We start from the raw sequence: 16050 nt of genomic DNA on the forward strand, positions 1-16050 counted from the left end.
GACGATGCATCCTGCCCGGGCTGCCGCCGGTGCTGCCACCGGAGCGGCTCACGGCTGGGATCGCGTTCCGTCAGTTCAGACGTAACGCGCAAGCCAACAGGCAACGTTACCAGTCGCGCCCGTCATCCTCAACGACCGAGGGGCCGGAGGCGCGGCGTGTCGCCCGTAGTACCGTTCAGCATGCCTTCGCTCGCCCCGCACGTCGCGTCCGTCCCCACCTCCGGCATCCGACGGATCTTCGAGATCGCGGCGAAGCTGGACGACGTCGCGATGCTCGTCGTGGGCGAGCCCGACGTGCCCGTGCCGCACCACGTCGCCGACGCGGCGAGGCGCGCCTGGGCCGACGACCGCACGAACTACACGCCGAACGGCGGCGTCCCCGCGCTCCGCGAGGCCCTCGTGGCGAAGCTCGCGCGCGAGAACGACGTCCACGTCGACGTCGAGCAGGTCTGGGTGACGGTCGGTGCCACGCAGGCCCTGCACCAGACGATGGGCCTGCTGCTGGCCGCGGGCGACGAGGTCCTCGTGCCCGACCCCGGCTACACGACCTTCACGATGAACGCGCGGATGCTCGACGCCGTCCCCGTGCCCTACGCGCTGTCGCCCCAGCGCGGCTTCGTGCCGCACGTCGACGACCTCGAGAAGCTGGTCACGCCGCGCACCCGGGTGATCATCGTCAACTCGCCGTCGAACCCCCTCGGCGTCGTCTACGAGCGGGAGGTGCTGCAGTCGCTCCTCGACTTCGCTGCGCGCCACGACCTCTGGGTGATCAGCGACGAGGTCTACGAGTACTTCACCTACGGAACGCCCCACGTCAGCCTGGCGAGCCTCGACGCCGACGACCGCGTCTTCAGCGTCTTCTCGACGAGCAAGACGTATGCGATGACCGGGGTCCGGGTCGGCTACCTCGTGACGCCGCGGGGCCTCGCCGACACGATGCGCACCGTGCAGGAGGCCGCCATCAGCTGCGTCGCGGAGCCCGACCAGCTGGCGGCCCTCGCGGCCGTCCTCGGCGACCACTCGCCGGTCTCCGAGGCCCGCGAGCACTACCGCAGCAACCTCGAGCTGGCGAAGGGCCTGCTCGACGAGCGGGGCATCCGCTACCTCGACCCGCAGGGCGCCTTCTACCTCTGGATCGACGTCGGCCACGCCTCGCAGGGCGACGTCGCCGCCTGGGCGGAGGACCTCTTGTTCCAGCACCGCGTCGCCGTCGCGCCGGGCAGCGCGTTCGGCCGCTCCGGCGAGGGCTGGATCCGCGTCTGTCTCGCCTCGTCGCCCGAGGTGATCACGAGGGGCCTGGCCGCGCTGCCCGCTCCCGGTGACCCGCGACGCCCGCTCGGCCGCGCCTCCGTCGTGTCGTCCGACTGACCCGTCGCCGCGTCCGCGGCGCCCCCGGGGCGAGGGCGTGCCCCCGGCGGTTTCCGGGGGTCAGCCCCCGAGGAGTCGCGGGTCGACTTTCCTAGGCTCGGTCCATGACCTCGACCACCACCGCCTCCGCCCCGTCCCCCTCCGTCGCCGCCCCCGCCCCCGCCGCCTCCGCGCCGCTCAGCATCACGAGCCTCGTGCTCGGCCTGGTCTCCGTCGCCGCGGGCTTCACCGTCGTCGTGCCGATCGTCGGCCTCGTGCTCGGCGTCCTCGCGCGCCGTCGCGAGCCCGAGGCGCGGACGTTCTCGACGATCGGCATCGTCGCCAACGCCGTCATGCTCGCGGGCGCGGCGATCGTGCTGGGCCTCGGCCTGGCCGTCGGCGTCCCGCTCGGCGTCGCGCACCTCCTCGGCGCCCTCGGCTAGGCGGCCCGGGCTCACCAGCCGTGGGCGCGGGTCGGCGCTGCCCGGCCCTCGCCGCGTCGCGGGCGTGGGAGAATGCTCGGACCCCCGCCCGCCACCCCCAGAGGACCGTGTGAGCCCCCAAGCACTCCGAGCACTCGAGCCGGCCCAGACCGCGCCCGAGCAACTCCGCAACTTCTGCATCATCGCGCACATCGACCACGGCAAGTCGACGTTGGCCGACCGCATGCTCGGCATAACCGGCGTCGTCGAGAGCCGCGCCATGCGCGCCCAGTACCTCGACCGCATGGACATCGAGCGCGAGCGCGGCATCACGATCAAGAGCCAGGCCGTCCGCATGCCGTGGGAGCGCGACGGGGCCACCTACGCGCTGAACATGATCGACACCCCCGGGCACGTCGACTTCAGCTACGAGGTCTCCCGCTCGCTCGCCGCCTGCGAGGGCGCGATCCTCCTCGTCGACGCCGCGCAGGGCATCGAGGCCCAGACGCTGGCGAACCTCTACCTGGCGCTCGAGAACGACCTCGAGATCATCCCGGTGCTCAACAAGATCGACCTGCCCGCGGCCGACCCCGACAAGTACGCGGCCGAGCTCGCGAGCCTCATCGGCGGCGACCCCGCCGACGTCCTCCGCGTCAGCGGCAAGACCGGCATGGGCGTCGAGGAGCTCCTCGACCGCGTCGTCGACCGCATCCCGTCGCCGGTCGGCGTCGCCGACGCCCCGCCGCGCGCGATGATCTTCGACTCGGTCTACGACAGCTACCGCGGCGTCGTCACCTACATCCGGATGATCGACGGCACGCTGCACCCTCGCGAGAAGGTCCAGATGATGTCGACGAAGTCGACGCACGAGATCCTCGAGATCGGCGTCTCGTCGCCGGAGCCGGTGCCCAGCGCGGGGCTCAGCGTCGGCGAGGTCGGGTACCTCATCACCGGCGTCAAGGACGTCCGGCAGTCGAAGGTCGGTGACACCGTCACGACCCACGCGAAGCCGGCCACCGAGGCGCTGCCGGGCTACACCGAGCCGCTCCCGATGGTGTTCTCGGGCCTCTACCCGATCGACGGCAGCGACTACCCCGACCTCCGCGAGGCGCTCGACAAGCTGAAGCTCTCCGACGCGGCGCTGGTCTACGAGCCCGAGACGTCGGTGGCCCTCGGCTTCGGATTCCGCTGCGGGTTCCTCGGCCTCCTGCACCTCGAGATCATCACCGAGCGGCTCGAGCGCGAGTTCGGCCTCGACCTGATCACGACGGCGCCGAGCGTGGTCTACGAGGTCACCGCGGAGGACGGCAAGACCGTCACCGTGACCAACCCGAGCGAGTTCCCCGGCGGCAAGATCGCCAGCGTCCGCGAGCCGATGGTGAAGGCCGCCATCCTCGCCCCGAAGGACTACGTCGGCGTGATCATGGAGCTCTGCCAGCAGCGCCGCGGGTCGCTGCTCGGCATGGAGTACCTCGGCGAGGACCGCGTCGAGATCCGCTACGCGATGCCGCTCGGCGAGATCGTCTTCGACTTCTTCGACAGCCTCAAGTCGAAGACGGCCGGCTACGCGAGCCTCGACTACGAGCCCACCGGCGAGCAGGAGGCCGACCTGGTCAAGGTCGACATCCTGCTCCAGGGTGAGCAGGTCGACGCCTTCAGCGCCATCGTCCACCGCGACAAGGCGTACGCCTACGGCGTGCTGATGACCGGGCGCCTCCGCGAGCTCATCCCGCGCCAGCAGTTCGAGGTGCCCATCCAGGCCGCGATCGGCGCGCGCATCATCGCGCGCGAGAGCATCCGAGCGATGCGGAAAGACGTGCTCGCCAAGTGCTACGGCGGCGACATCACCCGCAAGCGCAAGCTGCTCGAGAAGCAGAAGGAGGGCAAGAAGCGCATGAAGACCATCGGTCGCGTGGAGGTCCCCCAGGAGGCGTTCATCGCCGCCCTCTCCGGCGACACGGAGAAGAAGGACAAGAAGTAGCCCCATGCGCCGAGCCACCCACACCGAGACCCGGACCACCTACGGCGAGGTCGGGGCCACCCAGGCCGCCGACCTGATGCAGTACCCGCCGGTCGGCTTCACCCCGGTCGAGTACCGCACCCGGGTGGGCCACGGCGACGCGCGCTTCGAGGCGGCCTGCATCGCCGCCCTGACCTGGAAGATCCAGGAGCGCAGCGGCATCACGGTGCGCGTCGACGACGTCCCGCCCGCCGACGACACCGGCTACGTGCCGGTGACGTTCGACGAGTCGGGCGAGCCGGTCGACCCGGCGCACTGGAGCGAGGAGCGCCCCGACGAGTCGCGCTACGCGCCCGACGGAACGCCCTTCCTCACCGCCGGCACGACCGCGACGCTCGTCATCTCGGCCTGGGGACGCCAGGTGGAGGCGCCGGTCCGGGTCGTCTACGTCGTCGACGAGCCGAAGCGCAAGGGCTTCGCCTACGGCACGCTCGAGGGCCACCCCGAGAGCGGGGAAGAGAGCTGGATCGTCGACCAGACCGACGACGGCTCGGTCTGGCTGACCATCCGCGCCTTCTCGCGCCCCAGCACGTGGCGCTGGCGTCTCGTGTCGCCGTTCATGAAGCGCACGCAGACGCTCTACACGAAGCGCTACCTCCAGGCCCTCAGCCAGAACGACGAGACCGGCGACCAGGGCGAGTCCGTGCCGAGCGTCCACGACGTCGACCTCACGGCCGCCGCTGAGGCCGCGGCGGACGACGAGGAGTCGCGCCGGCACGGTCCCGACGAGGTCCGCGACGTGCGTCCGGGCCACTGACGGTGCCCGGAGCCCTCCCCGTCGCCGACCCGGCCCCCGCCGACGGAGCCCTGCCCGCCTCCGTGGTCGAGGGCGTCGCCGACCGCGACCTCGGCGTCTACCTCCACGTCCCGTTCTGCCGCGTCCGCTGCGGCTACTGCGACTTCAACACCTACACGGGCGACGAGCTGCGCGGGGCCCGTCGTGACGACTACGCCTCGCAGGCGGTGGCCGAGGTCGCCCAGGCCGGCCGTGTGCTCGAGCGGGCGGGCCTGCCTCCGCGCCGCGCCTCCACCGTGTTCTTCGGCGGCGGCACCCCGACGATGCTGCCGCACACCGACCTCGCGACGATGCTCCACGCCGTGGTCGACACCTGGGGGCTGGAGGCGGGGGCCGAGGTCACGACGGAGGCCAACCCGGACAGCGTCGACGCGGAGTACCTGCGCGCCCTCGCCGCCGCCGGCTTCACCCGGGTCAGCTTCGGCATGCAGTCGGCCGTGCCGAGCGTGCTGGCGACGCTCGAGCGCACCCACGACCCCGAGCGCATTCCGCTCGTCGTGGCCTGGGCCCGGGAGGCCGGCCTCGACGTCAGCCTCGACCTCATCTACGGCACGCCGGGCGAGACCCTCGACGACTGGACGAGGTCGCTCGACGTCGCCCTCGCGCAGGAGCCCGACCACCTCTCGGCCTACGCCCTGATCGTCGAGGACGGCACGAAGCTCGCCCGGCAGATCCGCCGCGGCGAGGTCGCCCAGCCCGACGACGACACGGCCGCCGACATGTACGAGCTCGCCGACGCTCGCCTCGCCGAGGCCGGCTACGACTGGTACGAGGTGAGCAACTGGTCGAGGGGCGTCGAGCACCGGTCGCGCCACAACCTGTCGTACTGGACGGGCCAGGACTGGTGGGGCGTCGGGCCCGGCGCGCACAGCCACGTCGGCGGGGTCCGCTGGTGGAACGTCAAGCACCCCGCCGCCTACGCGCAGCGCATGACCGCGGGGGAGTCGCCCGGCGCCGGGCGGGAGACCCTCGACGACGAGACGCGCCGGGTCGAACGCGTGCTGCTCGCCGTGCGCACGCGGGACGGCCTGCCGACGAGCGACCTCGACGCGACGGGCCGGGCGGCGATCGCCGGGCTCATCGCTGACGGCTGGATCGACGGCCGCGCCGCCCTCGCCGGCCGCGTCGAGCTGACGCGCACCGGGCGCCTGATGGCCGACGCCGTCGTCAGCCGGCTGCTCCCGGCGTGACGCGAGGCGCGCCTCCCCGGGGGGAGACGCGCCTCGGCGGGTGCGGCGACGTGGTCGCGTCGGCGGACTACGCCTTGATGAACTCGAACGTCAGCGGGTACTTGTAGTACTCGCCCTTGTTCGCGGCGAGGGCCGCGAGGATGCTGAAGACGATCACGACGATGCCGACGGCAGCCGAGATGAGGTAGCCGACGAGCACGATCCAGAGCAGGGCGCCGACGACGCTCGCGATCGTCATCGTGATCTGGAAGTTGAGGGCCTGACGCGTGTGCTCGCGGATGAACGGGCCGCGGTCCTTCAGCACGAGGTAGCCGACGAGCGCCGGGATGAACCCGAAGAGGATCCCGCCGACGTGGATCAGCGTCGACCAGAGCTTCTCGTCCTCCGGGCGGAGGGGCTGGCCGGCCTGCTGGTAGCCGGCGCCGCCGCCCGGGGCCTGCTGGCCCCACGGCTGCTGCTGGCCGTAGGGCTGCGGGCCGCCCTGCGGCGCCTGCTGGCCGGGCGCCTGCTGGCCGTACGGCGGCGGGCCGGGCTGGCCGGTCGGGCCGGCCGGGCCGCCCTGGCCGGGCTGCTTGGCGTAGGGGTCGTGCGGCTCTGCGGGCGGGGTGTCGGTCATCTGCTCACCTGGTTCGTCGTGGTCGGAGGTGACGGCCTCCCGCCCCGGTGGGGCCGGTGCCCGAGGGCGTCGACCGGACCGCGCGGTCCGGTGTCCGTCACGCCGAGCATAGGACAGGGAGGCGCGGCGCGAGTAGGTGCCGCCAGGCCGGTGGCGTAGCATTGGCAGTCTGGTACGGCGAGTGCCAGCCGGTCCGTGTCGACGCCCCCGGGGCGCAGCGGGCCCGTGGTGCGATGAGGAGGTGTGCGGTGGTCTCGGAACGAGGGCTCGAGGTGCTGCGCGTCATCGTGCACGACTACGTCGCCTCCCGCGAGCCCGTGGGCTCGAAGTCCATCGTCGAGCGGCACCAGTTCGGCGTCTCCGCCGCGACCATCCGCAACGACATGGCCCTCCTCGAGGAGGAGGAGCTCATCGCGGCCCCGCACACCTCGAGCGGCCGCGTCCCGACCGACAAGGGGTACCGCCTCTTCGTCGACCAGCTCGCCGACCTCCGCCCGCTCAGCGCCGCGCAGCGCCAGGCGATCGAGACCTTCCTCGGCGACTCCACCGACCTCGACGAGGTCCTCGGCCGCACCGTCCGCCTGCTCAGCCAGCTGACGAACCAAGTCGCGCTCGTCCAGTACCCCTCCTTCTCGCGGGCCCGCGTCCGCCACGTCGAGCTCGTCAGCCTCGCCGAGCGCCGGGTCATGACGGTGCTCATCACCGACACGGGCCAGGTCGAGCAGCGGGTCGTCGAGCTCCCCGCGCCGGTCGACGAGTCCTTCCTCGGCGAGCTCCGCTCCTCGCTCAACGCGCTCGTCGGCGGGGCTGCCCTGAGCGCCGCCGCGACGGCGCTGGCCGACCTGCCGGCGCAGCACCAGCCCGAGCGCGCGGCCACCGTCGGGCTCCTCGTGGCGAGCCTCGTCGAGCAGCTCGCCACCGGCCGCCAGGACCGCCTGGTCATGGCGGGCGCGGCGAACCTCGTCCGCATCGGCGACGACTTCAGCGGCAACCTCTACCCCGTCCTCGAGGCCATCGAGGAGCAGGTGGCGCTGCTCCGACTCTTCGGCGAGATGCAGCTCGACGCCGTCGACGTCGCCGCCAGCATCGGCCGCGAGAACGAGTCGTTCGGGCTCTCGCAGGCGTCCGTCCTCGCGAGCGGCTACTCGTCGTCCGGCAGCGAGATCGCCCGCCTGGGCGTGCTCGGCCCGATGCGCATGGACTACTCCACCAACATGGCGGCGGTCCGGGCGGTCGCCCGCTACCTCTCGTCCCTGCTCTCCGAGCGCTGACGAGGGCCGGCGCCGGCCTGCGGCCCCCGACCACCGACTCCACCCCCAGACACGACACACGACCAGCAGACATCCCACCCAGACATCCGCCCCGCGGCCCCGCGGAGCGCAGACGCACACCAGAGGCAGACGAGAACCAGTGGCAGATCATTACGACGTGCTCGGAGTCGACCGCTCGGCGACCCCGGAGGAGATCAAGAAGGCGTACCGCCGGCTCGCCCGCGAGCTGCACCCGGACGTCAACCCCAGCCCGGAGGCGTCCGAGCGGTTCAAGGACGTCACTCACGCGTACGACGTCCTCAGCGACCCCCAGCAGCGGGAGCGCTACGACCTCGGCCCGCAGGCCGGCTTCGGCGGGGGCGGCGGGGCCGCGGGCTTCGGCGACATCTTCGACGCCTTCTTCGGCGGCGGGGGAGGCGGCGGTCAGCGCCAGGGGCCGAGGTCGCGTCGCGAGCGCGGCCAGGACGCCCTGCTCCGCCTCGAGGTCGACCTGGAAGAGATCGTCTTCGGCACGCAGCGCGACATCGAGGTCGACACCGCAGTTCTCTGCGAGACCTGCTCGGGCTCCTGCTGCGCGCCCGGCACCTCGCCCCAGACCTGCGACATCTGCCACGGCTCGGGCCAGATCCAGCGCCAGGTGCGCTCGCTGCTCGGCAACGTCATGACGTCCAGCCCCTGCGGCACCTGCCGCGGCTACGGCACGGTCATCCCCAACCCGTGCCCGACCTGCCAGGGCCAGGGCCGCGTCCGCGCGCGGCGCACCATCCCCATCGACATCCCCGCGGGCGTCGACACCGGCCTCCGCCTGCAGCTGCCCGGTCAGGGCGAGGTCGGGCAGGCCGGCGGCCCGAACGGCGACCTGTACCTCGAGGTCAAGGTCCGCCACCACGAGACGTACAGCCGCAACGGCGACGACCTCCTGGCGACGCTCGAGGTGCAGATGTCCGACGCGATCCTCGGCACCGAGACGACACTCGACGGCCTCGACGGCGCGGTGGAGATCGAGCTCAAGCCGGGCACGCAGAGCGGCGACGTGCTGACCGTCCGCGACCGCGGGGTCACGAAGCTCCGCGGCACGGGCCGCGGCGACCTCAAGATCGGCGTCCAGGTGGTGACGCCGACGAAGCTCAGCCACAAGGAGCGCGAGCTGATCGAGAAGTTCGCCGCCGGCCGTCGCGAGCAGGCGCCGGAGCTCTCGCAGTTCCAGCAGGGCCTCTTCGGCAAGCTGCGCGACCGGTTCCTGAACTTCTGATCGTGGCGCACTTCTACCTGGTCGACGACCTGACGGAGGCGGCGGCCGGGTCGACCGTCACGGTCACCGGCGCCGAGGCGCGGCACGCCGTCACGGTCAGCCGGGTGCGGGTCGGCGAGCAGCTCACGCTCGGCGACGGCCGCGGCACGGTGGTGCGGGGCGAGGTGACGGAGGCGACCGGCGACCGGCTGTCGCTGGTGGCGGCCACCGTCACCGCGCATCCTCGGCCGGGGGTGCGGATCGCGCTGGCCCAGGCCCTCGCGAAGGGCGACCGCGACGAGCTGGCCGTCCAGGCCGCGACGGAGCTCGGCGTCGACGAGGTCGTCCCCTGGTCGGCGTCGCGGTCGGTGTCGCGCTGGGAGGGCGCCAAGGTCGCGAAGGGCACGAGCCGCTGGCGCGCCATCACCCGCGAGGCGACGAAGCAGGCGATCCGGCCCTGGGCGCCCGAGGTGCTCGACCTCGCGACGACGAAGCAGCTCGCGGCCCGCACGGCGCTCGGCCCCGTGCTCGTGCTGGAGCCGACGGCCGACCTCGCGCTCTCCGCGGTCGACCTCCCGCCCGAGGGAGGCGCGGGCTCGGTCGTCACGGTGGTGGTCGGCCCCGAGGGCGGCGTCTCGCCCGCCGAGCTCGCCCTCTTCATCGACGCGGGCGCCACGCTCGCGAGGCTCGGCGACAGCGTGCTGCGGACCTCGACGGCGGGCCCGGCGGCCCTGGCCGTCCTCAGCGTGCGGCTCGGTCGCTGGTAGGCGGCTCCGTCGCCGACGTCGGGCCGGTGTCACCGGCCGCCGGTACGATGAGCGGCATGTCCGACGACCAGACCAGCCAGGCCCCCGGCAGTTCCGAGCAGCCCTCCGTCTTCAGCCGCATCGTCGCGCGCGAGATCCCGGCCGACATCGTCTTCGAGAACGAGCGGGTCATCGCGTTCCGCGACGTCGAGCCCAAGGCTCCCGTCCACCTCCTCGTCGTCCCGAAGACCGAGCGGTGGCACGACGTCGCCGAGCTGGCCGCGGGCGACCCCGAGCTGCTCGCCGAGATCGTCGCGACCGCCTCCGCCCTGTCGGCCGACCCGGCGGTCTTCCGCTCCGACGACGGCACCGACCTCTCGGTCGGCCGCGGCGAGTTCCGGCTCGTCTTCAACACCGGCCCCTCGGCCGGGCAGACCGTGTTCCACGTGCACGCCCACGTGCTCGGGGGACTCCTCCAGGAAGGCACCCTTGCCCACTAGCGACACTCCGTCCACCGGCTCCGACGCCCGCGCCGAGGGCGCGACCCGGGTCGACATCACCGTCGACGGCGTCGCGATGGTCCAGCTGCTCGGTCCTCACGACCGGCTCCTCAAGACCGTCGAGAAGCAGTACCCCGACGTCCGCGTGCTCGTGCGGGGCAACGAGGTCGGCCTCGAGGGGCCGGCGGCGTCGGTCGCCCGGGCCCGGGGCCTCGTCGACGAGCTCGTCTCGCTGGTGCGCGGCGGCCACGACCTCGTCCCGGCCGAGGTCGAGACGAGCGCGAAGCTGCTCGACTCCGGGCAGGCTGCGCCCGCCGACGTCTTCGGCCAGCCGATCGTGTCGAGCCGCGGCAAGTCCGTCCGGGCGAAGACGCTCGGCCAGGCCCGCTACGTCGAGGCGATCGACCAGCACACCATCACGTTCGGCATCGGCCCGGCGGGCACCGGCAAGACCTACCTGGCGATGGCCAAGGCGGTCCAGGCCCTGCAGCGGCGCGAGGTGCAGCGCATCATCCTCACGCGCCCCGCCGTCGAGGCGGGGGAGCGCCTGGGCTTCCTCCCCGGCACGCTCACCGACAAGATCGACCCGTACCTCCGCCCGCTCTACGACGCGCTCAACGAGATGATGGACCCGGAGATCGTGCCGAAGCTGCTCGCGGCCGGCACCGTCGAGGTCGCCCCGCTCGCCTACATGCGCGGCCGGACGCTCAACGACGCCTTCGTCGTGCTCGACGAGGCGCAGAACACGACGCCCGAGCAGATGAAGATGTTCCTCACCCGGCTCGGCTTCGGCTCGCGCATGGTCGTGACGGGCGACGTCACCCAGATCGACCTGCCGACCGGCGCGAGCGGGCTCCAGCTCGTGACCCGCGTGCTCGACGGCATCGACGACATCCACTTCGCCCGCCTGACGAGCGACGACGTCGTCCGGCACACCCTCGTCGGCCGGATCGTCGACGCCTACACGACGTACGACGCCGAGCGACAGGCGCAGCGCGCGCACCGAGAAGAGCAGGCGGCGGCCGCGAGGCCCTCGTCCGCCGACGGGGCGTCGCGGTCGACGGGAGGCAGCCGATGAGCATCGAGGTCAACAACGAGTCGAGCATCGAGGTCGACGAGGCCGCGCTGCAGCGGCTGGCGACCTTCGCCCTCGACCAGATGCACGTGCACCCCGAGGCCGAGCTCGCGATCGTGCTCGTCGACGAGGCCGCCATGGAGCAGCTGCACGTCCAGTGGATGGACGAGCCGGGCCCGACCGACGTGCTCAGCTTCCCCATGGACGAGCTGCGCCCCGGCACCGAAGACGACCCGACCCCGGCCGGTCTGCTCGGCGACATCGTGGTCTGCCCTCAGGTCGCGGTCTCGCAGGCGGCGACGGCGGGCCACTCGCCCCTCGACGAGATGCTGCTGCTGACCTGCCACGGCGTCCTGCACCTGCTCGGCTTCGACCACGCCGAGCCGGAGGAGGAGCGCGAGATGTTCGGGCTGCAACGCGAGATCCTGGCCGCCTTCGCGGCCGCCGACGAGAGACGGTGACGCCGTGATGGTCACCGTGTTCGTCATCGTGGCCGTCGTGCTCGTCGTCCTCGGAGGGCTGCTCGCGGCCGTCGACTCGGCCTTGGGCGTCCTCAGCCGGGGCGACCTGCACGAGGAGGCCGAGGCCTCCCCGCGCAGCCGGGCGGCCCTGCTCGCCGTCGCCGACGACGTCGGCGCCCACGTCAACGCCGTCAACTTCATGCGCATCGTCGCCGAGACGTCGGCGGCCGTGCTCGTCACGCTCTCGTTCGCGACGGCCGTCGACCAGTGGTGGCTGGCCCTGCTGCTGTCGGCGCTCATCATGACCGTCGTGTCGTTCGTGCTGGTGGGCTCGAGCCCCCGCAGCGTCGGCCGCGCCCACGCCCGTGGGCTCGTGGTCGTCACGGCTGGGCTCGTCCGGGCCCTGCGGCTCGTGCTCGGCCCCCTGGCCGACGCCCTCGTCGCCGTCGGCAACCGGGTCACCCCCGGGCGGCCGCGCACCGCGTCGTTCTCGTCGGAGGAGCAGCTGCTCAGCATGGTCGACGAGGCCACCGAGCTCGACGTCCTGGAAGAGGACGACCGGGAGCTCATCCACTCGATCTTCGAGTTCAGCGACACCGTCGTCCGCGAGGTCATGGTGCCCCGCACCGACATGGTGACCGTCGAGGCGACGGCGACCGTCGGCTCGGCGATGAGCCTCTTCCTCGGCCGGGGCGTGTCGCGGGTGCCGGTCGTCGGCCGCGACAGCGACGACGTCGTCGGGGTGGTCTACCTCCGCGACCTCGCCCGGCGCCTGCACGAGCACGTCGGCGACGACTCGGCGCCGGTCGTCGCGCTCGCCCGCCCGGCCCTCTTCGTCCCCGAGTCGAAGAAGGCCGACGACACCCTCCGCCAGATGCAGGTCGACAAGAACCACCTCGCGATGGTCGTCGACGAGTACGGCGGCATCGCCGGGCTCGTCACCCTGGAGGACCTCATCGAGGAGCTCGTCGGCGACATCAGCGACGAGTACGACCGCACGGTCGCCGCCCACCGCGAGGTCAGCCCCGGGGTCTTCCGGGTCAGCGCCCGTATGCCGGTCGACGAGCTCGGCGACCTGTTCGGCCTCGAGCTCGACGACGACGACGTCGACTCCGTCGGCGGGCTCCTCACCAAGGCCCTCGGCCGCCTGCCCGACAAGGGCTCGGTCGTGACCGTGTCCGGTCTCGTGCTGACCGCCGACCGGACCGAGGGCCGCCGGCACGACCTCCAGACCGTGCTCGTCGAGCGCAGTCCCGACCTGACGGCCGCCGAGGCCGACACCGCACCCGCCACGACGAGAGAAGCACCATGACGAACACCGACGACGCCGACCGCACCTCCGCCGCGCCTCCGGCGGGGTCCACCTACCGCGCGGGCTTCGTCTCGTTCGTCGGCCGCCCGAACGTCGGCAAGTCCACGCTGACGAACGCCCTCGTCGGCGAGAAGGTGGCGATCACGTCGTCGAAGCCGCAGACGACGCGCCGAGCCATCCGCGGCATCGTCCACCGCGAGGTCGGTCAGCTCGTCGTCGTCGACACCCCGGGCATGCACCGCCCGCGCACCCTCCTCGGCGAACGCCTCAACAGCGTCGTCCAGACGACGCTCGGCGACGTCGACGTCATCGGCTTCTGCGTGCCGGCCGACGAGAAGATCGGCCCCGGCGACAAGTTCATCAACGAGCAGCTCGACGCCTTCCCCCGGGCGAAGAAGGTCGCCATCGTGACGAAGACCGACACGATCTCGCGGCCCGCCGTGGCGGAGCAGCTGCTCGCCGTGAGCAAGCTCCGCGACTGGGAGGCGATCATCCCGCTCTCCGCCCTCGAGGGCGTGCAGCTCGACGTGCTCACCACCGAGCTGATCAAGCTGATGCCGGTCTCGCAGCCGCTCTACCCGGCCGACGCCGTCACGGAGGAGGTCGTCCAGGACCGCATCGCCGAGTTCATCCGCGAGGCCGCGCTCGAGGGCGTGGAGGACGAGCTGCCCCACTCGCTGGCCGTCACGATCGACGACATGATCGAGCGCGACGACCGCGACCTGCTCGAGATCTACGCGAACCTGTTCGTCGAGCGTGACAGCCAGAAGGGCATCGTCATCGGAGGAGGCGGCGCTCGCCTCCGCGAGGTCGGTGCCCGTGCCCGCGCGCAGATCGAGCCGCTCGTCGGCAAGCAGGTCTTCCTGTCGATCCGGGTCAAGGTCGCGAAGGACTGGCAGCGCGACCCCAAGCTGCTCGGCCGTCTCGGGTTCTGACCCGGGCAGTGTCCCTCCACAGGATGATCCCCGTCGTCCTCTCGTCGTCCGGGGCGCCGTCGGTGTCCCGGGGCCGAGCCCTGGGCCGTACGGTGGTGCGGTGATCTTCCGACGACTCGCCCCGTATCAGGTGGTCGTCGACGTGTCGGCCGCGGTCGTCCTCGGGGTCGTCGCGCTGGGGCTCAGCGCGGGCGGGACGGCGGCCGGGCTGGTGATCGCGGGCATGACGGCGACGCTAGCCGTCCGGCGGCTCGCCCCGGGCCCCTCGCTCGTGCTCGCCTGGGTCGTGGCGATCGGCGAGATGCTCTCGCAGACCAGCCCCGGCGTGAGCAACCTGGCGATCTGTGCGGTGCTCTACACGGTCGCCGCCTACGGCACCGAGGCGACGAAGTGGGCGGGGCTCGTCTCCACGGTCGTCGGGGCCGCAGTGGGCACCTTCTACGTCACCAGCGTGCAGACCACGCTCTTCGGCATCGACTACACGGTGTACGGCCTGCAGGACGTCGTGCGGATCCTGCTGCAGCTCGGCATCACCTTCCTCGGCTTCCTCGCCCTGCTCGGCCTGCCGTGGGCGGGCGGCCTGCTGGCGCGGGCGCGGTCGTCCGAGCGGCTCAGCCGGGAGGCGCAGCTCATCGCCGAGCGGGAGACGGCGCGGGCGGAGGGCGAGGTCGCCCGCATCGAGCGGGAGGCGGCGCGGGCCGAGCGAGACGTCGCCGTCGAACAGGAGCGCAACCGCATCGCCCGCGACATGCACGACGTCGTCGCGCACTCCCTGGCCGTCGTCATCGCCCAGGCCGACGGTGCCCGGTACGCGGCCCGGGTCGACGCCGGGTCGGTCGACGACGCCCTCGTCACCATCGCGACCACGGCCCGGGAGGCGCTGGGCGACGTCCGCGTGCTGCTCGGGCAGCTCCGCCACAGCCAGGGGGAGGCGCCCCAGCCGGCCCTCGGCGACCTCGACCGGCTGCTGGAGCAGATGCGCGCCTCCGGCCTGGTCATCGAGCACCGGGTGCAGGGCGAGGCGCAGGTGCTGGGCACCAACCGACAGCTCGCGGTCTTCCGGATCGTGCAGGAGTCGCTGACGAACGTGCTGCGCCACGGCGCCGCGGGCGCGCCCGTCGACCTCCTCTTCGACTGGCGCTACGAGGCCCTCCACCTGGTCGTCACGAACGTCGTCCGGCCCGCCACCCAGCCCGTCGACACCCGCCCCGGCGGAGACGACCGCCGCGGCGGCGGGCACGGCCTCGACGGCATGCGCGAGCGCGCGACCCTCGCCGGGGGCTCGCTCACCACGCAGGACGCCGACGGCCGCTTCGTCGTGCACGCCGTCGTGCCCACCCTCGCCCTCACCCAAGAAGTAGGAATCCGCCGATGAGCCCCACCACGCCCGCCACCGCCGTCCGAGTCGCGCTCGTCGACGACCAGGCCCTCTTCCGGGCCGGCATCAAAATGCTCGTCAGCTCGCAGCCCGACCTCGAGTTCGTCGGCGAGGCCAGCAACGGGGAGGAGGGCGTCGCCATGGTCGCGGCGACCCGCCCCGACGTGGTGCTGATGGACATCCGCATGCCCGTCATGGACGGCATCGCCGCGACGACGGCAGTCCTCGCCCAGGCGCAGGCCGCCTCCCGCAAGCCTCCGCGCGTCATCGTGCTCACGACCTTCGACCTCGACGAGGCCGCGACCCGGGCCATCCGCGGCGGGGCCAGCGGGTTCGTCCTCAAGGACGCCGACCCCGAGTTCCTGCTCGCGGCCATCCGGACCGTGCACGCCGGCAACGCCGTCATCGCCGCCTCCGCCACCCGCGAGCTCTTCGAGCACTTCGACGGGCGGTCGGCGCGGGCCGCCGCGGTGCCCGCCGCGTTCGGCACGCTCACCACGCGCGAGCGCGACATCTTCGACCTCGCCGCCCGCGGGCTCAGCAACTCCGAGATCGCCGGGCGGGAGTACCTCAGCGAGGCCACGGTCAAGACGCACATCAGCCGCGTGCTGTCGAAGCTGTCGCTGCGCGACCGGGTGCAGCTCGTCGTCTACGCGTACGAGCACGGGCTGGCGGAGTAGCGGAGCCCGGCGTCGTCACGGTCCTGCGGGCCGTCGTGGCGGGTGCTAGCCTCGGCACGTGCTCACCTGT

16 protein-coding genes are annotated in these 16050 nt (G+C 72.6%); 15 read left to right on the forward strand and 1 reads right to left on the reverse strand.

Annotation, left to right across the window (positions count from 1 at the left end; all coding sequences use genetic code 11):
* Window positions 1–180: 180 nt before the first annotated feature.
* The 5 genes from JOE43_RS09870 to hemW all read left to right on the forward strand — a co-directional run bounded on the left by JOE43_RS09870 (window position 181) and on the right by hemW (window position 5775).
* Window positions 181–1368 (forward strand): pyridoxal phosphate-dependent aminotransferase, encoded by a 1188-nt coding sequence (locus JOE43_RS09870; protein WP_056054195.1) that lies wholly within the window; start codon window positions 181–183, stop codon window positions 1366–1368.
* Between the two features lie 104 nt (window positions 1369–1472).
* Window positions 1473–1790, forward strand: a complete 318-nt coding sequence (locus tag JOE43_RS09875; RefSeq protein ID WP_209517412.1) for a hypothetical protein — start codon at window positions 1473–1475, stop codon at window positions 1788–1790.
* A 109-nt stretch (window positions 1791–1899) separates the two neighbouring features.
* Complete coding sequence (gene lepA, locus JOE43_RS09880; RefSeq protein WP_056054197.1) at window positions 1900–3750, forward strand: translation elongation factor 4; 1851 nt, start codon at window positions 1900–1902, stop codon at window positions 3748–3750.
* A 4-nt stretch (window positions 3751–3754) separates the two neighbouring features.
* Window positions 3755–4546: a DUF1990 family protein gene (locus JOE43_RS09885; RefSeq protein ID WP_209517414.1), complete on the forward strand. Its 792-nt coding sequence runs from the start codon at window positions 3755–3757 to the stop codon at window positions 4544–4546.
* 2 nt (window positions 4547–4548) lie between these two features.
* Window positions 4549–5775 (forward strand): radical SAM family heme chaperone HemW, encoded by a 1227-nt coding sequence (hemW, locus tag JOE43_RS09890; protein ID WP_209517417.1) that lies wholly within the window; start codon window positions 4549–4551, stop codon window positions 5773–5775.
* Between the two features lie 67 nt (window positions 5776–5842).
* On the opposite strand, the gene JOE43_RS09895 is transcribed toward hemW, so the two are convergent.
* The gene (locus tag JOE43_RS09895; protein WP_209517418.1) at window positions 5843–6391 is read right to left on the reverse strand and encodes a DUF4870 domain-containing protein; all 549 of its coding nucleotides are present in this window, start codon (window positions 6389–6391) and stop codon (window positions 5843–5845) included.
* Window positions 6392–6639: 248 nt separating this feature from the next.
* Between JOE43_RS09895 and hrcA the strand changes: the two genes are divergently transcribed.
* The 10 genes from hrcA (at window position 6640) to JOE43_RS09945 (ending at window position 15980) form a co-directional block, all read left to right on the forward strand.
* Window positions 6640–7662 carry a heat-inducible transcriptional repressor HrcA gene (gene hrcA / locus JOE43_RS09900; RefSeq protein WP_209517420.1) on the forward strand — a complete coding sequence of 341 codons (1023 nt, stop codon included), beginning with the start codon at window positions 6640–6642 and terminating at the stop codon, window positions 7660–7662.
* A gap of 139 nt (window positions 7663–7801) precedes the next feature.
* Window positions 7802–8914, forward strand: a complete 1113-nt coding sequence (gene dnaJ, locus JOE43_RS09905) for a molecular chaperone DnaJ (RefSeq protein WP_167259029.1) — start codon at window positions 7802–7804, stop codon at window positions 8912–8914.
* 2 nt (window positions 8915–8916) lie between these two features.
* Window positions 8917–9660 carry a 16S rRNA (uracil(1498)-N(3))-methyltransferase gene (locus JOE43_RS09910; protein ID WP_209517422.1) on the forward strand — a complete coding sequence of 248 codons (744 nt, stop codon included), beginning with the start codon at window positions 8917–8919 and terminating at the stop codon, window positions 9658–9660.
* Between the two features lie 56 nt (window positions 9661–9716).
* On the forward strand, window positions 9717–10139 hold the full coding sequence (locus JOE43_RS09915) for a histidine triad nucleotide-binding protein (protein WP_209517425.1): 423 nt from the start codon (window positions 9717–9719) through the stop codon (window positions 10137–10139).
* Window positions 10129–11217: a PhoH family protein gene (locus JOE43_RS09920; RefSeq protein ID WP_374073002.1), complete on the forward strand. Its 1089-nt coding sequence runs from the start codon at window positions 10129–10131 to the stop codon at window positions 11215–11217. The genes JOE43_RS09915 and JOE43_RS09920 overlap by 11 nt, the downstream gene beginning before the upstream one ends.
* Complete coding sequence (gene ybeY / locus JOE43_RS09925; protein ID WP_056054216.1) at window positions 11214–11675, forward strand: rRNA maturation RNase YbeY; 462 nt, start codon at window positions 11214–11216, stop codon at window positions 11673–11675. The genes JOE43_RS09920 and ybeY overlap by 4 nt, the downstream gene beginning before the upstream one ends.
* 7 nt (window positions 11676–11682) lie before the next feature.
* Window positions 11683–12987, forward strand: coding sequence for a hemolysin family protein (locus JOE43_RS09930; protein WP_209519166.1), 1305 nt, complete (start codon window positions 11683–11685; stop codon window positions 12985–12987).
* The gene (era, locus tag JOE43_RS09935) at window positions 12984–13922 is read left to right on the forward strand and encodes a GTPase Era (protein WP_209517427.1); all 939 of its coding nucleotides are present in this window, start codon (window positions 12984–12986) and stop codon (window positions 13920–13922) included. The genes JOE43_RS09930 and era overlap by 4 nt, the downstream gene beginning before the upstream one ends.
* A gap of 100 nt (window positions 13923–14022) precedes the next feature.
* Entirely contained in the window at window positions 14023–15297 is a 1275-nt protein-coding gene (locus tag JOE43_RS15965) for a histidine kinase (RefSeq protein WP_307803315.1), read from the forward strand.
* The gene (locus JOE43_RS09945) at window positions 15294–15980 is read left to right on the forward strand and encodes a response regulator transcription factor (protein ID WP_056054229.1); all 687 of its coding nucleotides are present in this window, start codon (window positions 15294–15296) and stop codon (window positions 15978–15980) included. The genes JOE43_RS15965 and JOE43_RS09945 overlap by 4 nt, the downstream gene beginning before the upstream one ends.
* Window positions 15981–16050: the final 70 nt, after the last annotated feature.

The organism is Frigoribacterium sp. PvP121 (assembly GCF_017833115.1).
GTDB classification, from domain to species: domain Bacteria; phylum Actinomycetota; class Actinomycetes; order Actinomycetales; family Microbacteriaceae; genus Frigoribacterium; species Frigoribacterium endophyticum.